3 protein-coding genes are annotated in these 6,205 nt (G+C 29.5%); all 3 read right to left on the reverse strand.

Translation table 11 applies throughout. From position 1 onward, the window contains the following. Positions 1-306 precede the first annotated feature (306 nt). Positions 307-2,367, reverse strand: a complete 2,061-nt coding sequence (locus tag U9R42_00510) for a DUF262 domain-containing protein (protein MEA3494500.1) — start codon at positions 2,365-2,367, stop codon at positions 307-309. A 421-nt stretch (positions 2,368-2,788) separates the two neighbouring features. Beyond that, a complete protein-coding gene (locus U9R42_00515) occupies positions 2,789-5,152 on the reverse strand; it encodes a T9SS type A sorting domain-containing protein (protein MEA3494501.1) in 2,364 nt (787 codons plus the stop codon). Positions 5,153-5,953: 801 nt separating this feature from the next. Next, positions 5,954-6,205 (reverse strand): hypothetical protein (locus U9R42_00520; GenBank protein MEA3494502.1); only part of this gene is annotated, 252 nt, incomplete at its 5' end.

Consider the following 6,205-nt stretch of genomic DNA (forward strand, 5'->3'; position numbering starts at 1 on the left):
TAAGTTGGTCGCTTTACTGACTGTTTTTCTTCGTTCACTAATTGCCCATAACAGCAGTCTGTCTAATAAGCCCGAATATTGATATTTGTACCCAATAAGTAATTCTTCAAATAGCTGTTTTTTAAAATTATACATTTTGTTGTCTAATAAAAAGAATGGTTTTTTAGTAGTTTTTAGACAGTCTAATAGTTTGAATATACTTTGGAATACTTCATTTTCAACTTAGCGTTAATTTTATTTATTGCTACAAACTTCAATATTAGCACTTTACCCACATTGCGTATAGCCTTTGTTAGGCTTTCGTTATTAATTTTTAGCATATTTAATTGTCAATTCTTCTTCCGAATCAAAAATTGTTAATGCGTGTTTAATTTTCTCAAATTTACTAATATTATCAATATTTCCTTCAATAAAATATGTATCATTAATTGGAAGTGCTTGTCTTGGATTTCCTTCTTTGGGATTTTTTGTCAATGTTATCTTTTCTGCCAAATCAGTTGTGAAAAATGTCTCAGGTTGAATGTCGAAGAGTTGTTTAACTACTTCTAAATACAATTTAGTAACTTGAGTTATTTCTAATTTTTGGTCAAAGAAAATTGCATATTCTAATTTCTTAAATTTTGGGTCTTCTGCTTCAAATATGTTTACTTCATTATTTTCATCTCTTTCTACTAATTCAATCTTTGGATATTTCCAAATATTCAAAAACCTTTCAGCCAGTAAATCAAATCGTTTTTCAATCTCAGTTTTATCCCATTTGGTTGCATTTGATAAATGCTTATTAAGCCAAAGCCGACTGTCTTTATAGCCTGCTGTTTCCAAATCTCTTTTAAATAAGAATGATTTATTTCCTAATTTTCCATTATTACCCGATAAAGTCAGATTACCAATTGTATTTAAATAATTCTCTTTTACTAAATTGTATTCGTCTGCTCCCAAATCTATTTTCCATTTTGGCTCAGGATTTTTCGGAAAAATATGTTCAATTGTAATATCAGAATTCCCTTCAATAATTACAGGTTCTCTATTTTTAAAATTCTCAAGTCTTTCTAACAGATATGTTCTGTTTTTAGATTTTATGTTGTAAACATCTTTTAGTTTCAGGCTTTCAATTACTTCTTTGTTTTTCGGAAATCTTTGGGAACCTGGTCTTTTGAGTAGCCATTGTTGAAGTGAAAGCAAATAATTATCAGACTCTATTTTTTCATACAATGTCATAAATATTTTATTCAAAGCATTTGTTGGTAGTCCGACAATAAATCGTCTCCAAGTGAATGACTGTATAAAATCAAGTATTTCAATGAAAGTATCTTTATCAATTAATTTTCCTGAATAATCTTCATAAACTTTCATTAAGAATGGATAGGCAACATTTATTTCAAGTCTGTTTATATATTCAAGTTGAGTTCTGATTTCGCTATCAGTTTCATTTTTCGGATTGATAAGTTTGTTATAAAACTTAACAAGTGATTTGATTGGTGTTAAAATATTCTCTAAGTCTTCTAAATTTGTTGTTGGGAATTTTGTTTTAAACTCTAAATATACTTTGCTCTTATTAGGTATCTTGTTATTTGTTAATGTTAGGTAATCTCGAATAAAATCAGATACTTTACTTATATTTAATGTTTCATCTTTTGCCAATTTCTCAATAATTTCCCAATAATTATTATAAATCTTATTCTGGTCTCTTCGGTTAAGCCCCATTAAAATATAATTTCGAATCAAGTCTGCTTGTGATAGTTCAAGTCCTGTTGAATTTAAACTTTCAAAAATTCTTTGAGGTGCATCTTTTTCTCGGTCAAGTGAAATTTCAACAAACATTAATTTTGAAAGACCACTTAAAACGAATTCAAAATTTTCTTCTGTTATTCTTTCTTTGAAATAATTAAAATTGTCAATTACTTTTGAAAATGCCGTGAATTCTTCATTTGGGTCACTTCGCAATAAGTATTTAATTGCTTTGTCATTATTTTCAGTAGGTCTTAGTTTTAACTTCTCATCTTTAGGAGCAAATTTGTTAATTAAATAAGTTTCATTTATTTCACTAACAAGTGACTCATCATTTAATTCGATTGCAAGTCTATGAAGAACTAAATAAATTAAAGTCAGCGTTGTTATTCTTTGCTGACCATCAATTATTGTCAATTCTTTAATCCTTGTAGCAGTATAAACGTCATCGTGTACATACACAAGACTTCCAATAAAATGTGCATTCATTTTTTTGCTTGTTCCAACTTCAAGTATATCGTCTAATAGTTGCTTACATTGACTTGTTGACCAATCATAATTTCTTTGATAAACAGGAATGACAAATTGAGTTTTATTGGATGATAAAAAATCTTCAACTTTTGTTTCGTTTGCTTTCATATTATATCTCTAATTTCCATTATATATTTTGTTAAAAAATTCCATAATTCAATATTATCCAATGGCTTATAAATTTTGTAGTTCTAGTATTTTCATATCCAAATAAATTTTGAATCTATCATAAAATCCAATTGCAAATGTAATAAATATTTTTTGTTTTATTAGAAGTCCTTTTAATCTTTTTTAAAAAGCAATCTGTCATATTAAAATTGCTTTAATGATTCTATGTCAAATACTGTGGGTAATCAAATTTGCCACAGATTCACAGATTATAAAATTACTCTTTTTGAAATCTGTGAATCTGTCTTCGACAGATGTAGTCTTACTTCTATTACACTTAGCTTGGTCTGTGGCTTTAATATTTTTTCATTCACACAAATCAACATAGCCCCCCCAATAGAAGTAAGCTGAAACTAATGTGTTATATTTGGTTGTTTAGAAAAACTTTTTTAATTATTTTTTCGTTGTTCTCATCAATAATTTTAATAATATAAATACCATTATGTTCGGAAAAAAGTTTTAATGTATATTGATTACTTGAAATATCTTCAATGTTATTTACACATTTTCCTAACATATCATAAACTGTTATTGATTTAAGTTTTTTGTTATTAAGTTTAATAGTTACTAAATTGTTTGTAGGATTTGGTCCAATTACAACATCCATTGGTTTTTTTCTTAATGAAGGATTAAAGATAGTATCATGTACTCCAATATCCAGTATCATTTTATCATCCGACATTAAAAGTGCTATTTCGCCTGTGATATTAATGAAATTTTGCATGTTAGTATTTCTAATAACAAAGAATGAGTTGTTTGAACAAGAAACCGCAACATTTGTATCTAAAGATAAAATATTTTCTTTGATATTAAATGCATCAGGATTATTGGTTGTGAGCATTTTATTAAAATTGTTTTCACTTAATTCAAAAAACGAAATACCTGCATTTGTTTTTCTGTGTTCACGCACCTGAATGCTACCCATATCATCATGAGAGCCTCCTCCATAAATGTATTCGTCAGTAATTTCAAAATCAAATGACATAAATGTATCTGTGCTATTGTTTGTAATTGTATCAAGGTTATTTAATACAAAATCATCTAATTCGTCAATAGTAATATCGCTAAATCTTACAGTTGAATTATAAACTCTATCTGGAACAACAGGATTTGTTAATCTATCAACATAATTTCCTGCGGGGTTTTGTTTGCCCAGAGCATAAACTCTGCAATAATAAATTCTGTCGTTTCCAACAGTAAATTCAGCTAAACCATTTTGGTCAGTAATTCTAACGTTATCGTAGTAAATATTTGTATTTGAAGAATGTTTTGCAAATAAAGTTACTGTTGCTCCATCAATTGGTTTGTGCCATTTATCAACAACATGAACATTGATTGTACCTGATTGGTTAGAAAACATATCAACAACATCAAGGTCGGTAATGCCATCACTTCTACGAAGATTTACAGATGCCCAACGGTTGCCATCACCATCGGGATATCCTCGGTTAATTAGACCGCCAACAGCTTCCCATGAATGCCAATCATCATCAATAAAAAACCCATTCCATACATGGTCGGATGAACTTGCTTCAATTCCTGAGCTTGGTATTAGTGCTGCTCTTCCAACAGCAGCACTAATGTCTTCATGTTCTCCACAGCGACCTACTCCCCATTTTAGTATTCGTATAGGTTGATGTGGTCTTTCTTGTGGTGTTGACCAAAAATGCATACAACTATTTACATATCTTTCAAGTATAGCAATAACATAATCAAATTTCATGAGGTTTGATGAGCCTCCGGTGGTTTCTTTATCCCAAATATAAGTAGCTACCGATAATGTGTCTAAAACATGATGAGCTAAAGCTTGATATTCAGTTTCTGTTGAATAACCAGAAGCTGTTATACGCGAATTGGTGTCAACAAAGGTTTGATAAGCCCCAAAACTTTCATTAGGAATACCTGCATCATTATGTTCTAAAACGTATTCTCGCCAGAAAAAACCATTGTCAGGATCAGTCATTACTTCTTTGTGGTCTTTTTCAACTTTAGATGGTTCTACAAATCCCGGTATTTCATCTGTTATTTTTGGATGCACAACATACCAATAATAAATTTCTTTTGGTATTTCTGTTTCATAAATATTACCTAGGCTGTCTTTTTGTTTATATTTTGTTGTGGAATAGTAATTACCGCCATTTGCTGCACTGCCATAATCAACTACTTCAACATAATTTAAAATGCTATCATATTTATAAATATATTCTGCGTTGATGTCAAACATTTTTTTATACGCATATTCTGAACTTAAATATGTTGGTGAAAGATTAGCTATTGAAAAAATAATTTCATCGACATAAGGATCTTTTGTTTGAAGGATATATTCCGACCATTTATTCTGAAATTCTTTATCTAATTGAACTAATACATCACGTAAATCATTTTTAAGCCAATCAGGTGCTTTTTCAATTGCTTCTAATGCTTGCCATGTTAAGGAATCGTAATGATGTATTGCGTATTGATGAACGTATTTCCCTTTAGCATTGTATTCCAATAAAATTGATTCTCCGGCAGGAATATGAATATTAAAATCACTTTCTTTGCTAATGCGTTTAATTTTTTTAAAACTTTGATTGTTTGCTTTTCTGTAGTAGCTATTTGTTATAATATCACTTGATTGTGATGGAATTATTATTTCATTAGTTCTGTCAGTAACCGAATTTTGAGAGTGAACAAGATTAGCAGAAAATAATAATATTGCAAATAAGATAATTTTGATTTTCATTTAAGATGCTTTATTTATTTAAATAAAAAATTTTGCACAAAATTACAACAATGAATTTGAAACAATGTGTTTTTAAGCAAAAAATTCAACAATAAATTATCCTTGGATAAATTGCATTTTGAGCTGTTGTAAGTATTGAATTAACAATAATCATTATTTGCCAAAGTTACTGCTCTTTGCAGTTTTTAAATTTTTCTGAGCCAAAGCGATAGTTCTGTATGAAGAACTTCCATAAGATAATATTTTGCCAGATAACAAAATGTTATTATTTTTGTATGAGAATTATTAATTATACAAGCCTGAAAAGATGGTGCAGACTGTGCAAATCATCGTTATCAGCGTCATCTGTGCCCCTTTTAATGGAACGCGGATAACACGGATTACGCGGATTTTATTTCAATTATTTGTGAATGTAATATTTTACTTTTTGTTATTTTTGAATGTGTCATTTTTATTTCTTTTTATATTTATTGATTTTCATATTTTTTATCTGTGCAAATCAGCGTTATCTGCGTCATTTGTGTTCCAATAGAACGCGGATAACACGGATTACGCGGATTTTCGCGGATTTTATTTTTAGTTATTGTTGAATGTATCATTTTTATTCTGTTTTTTTATCTGTGCAAATCAGCGTTATCTGCGTCATTTGTGTTCCAATAGAACGCGGATAACACGGATTACGCGGATTTTCGCGGATTTTATTTTTAGTTATTGTTGAATGTATCATTTTTATTCTGTTTTTTTATCTGTGCAAATCAGCGTTATCAGCGTCATCCGTGTTCTATCGTCATCCGTGTTCTATCATTTCAAAACAACTTTCATTTCAACTTTTTCCAACGCAGGTAAATTAATGTATCCTTCATCTTTGTTAAAATCTGTCCGGTTCTCTCCGTTTATTGTTACTTCTTCTATTTTTACAGATAAACCTTCAATTTGGTTAAAACTTCTATCAAGGTTAGTAATAAAAGCCCCGTCAACAGTATCAATGGAATATTTTGTCCAATATGGAAGAATATCCGTCAATGCCTGATTTTTCCAGAAATTTCCTTCAAG

It is taken from the genome of Bacteroidota bacterium (genome assembly GCA_034723125.1).
Lineage (GTDB): Bacteria > Bacteroidota > Bacteroidia > CAILMK01 > JAAYUY01 > JAYEOP01.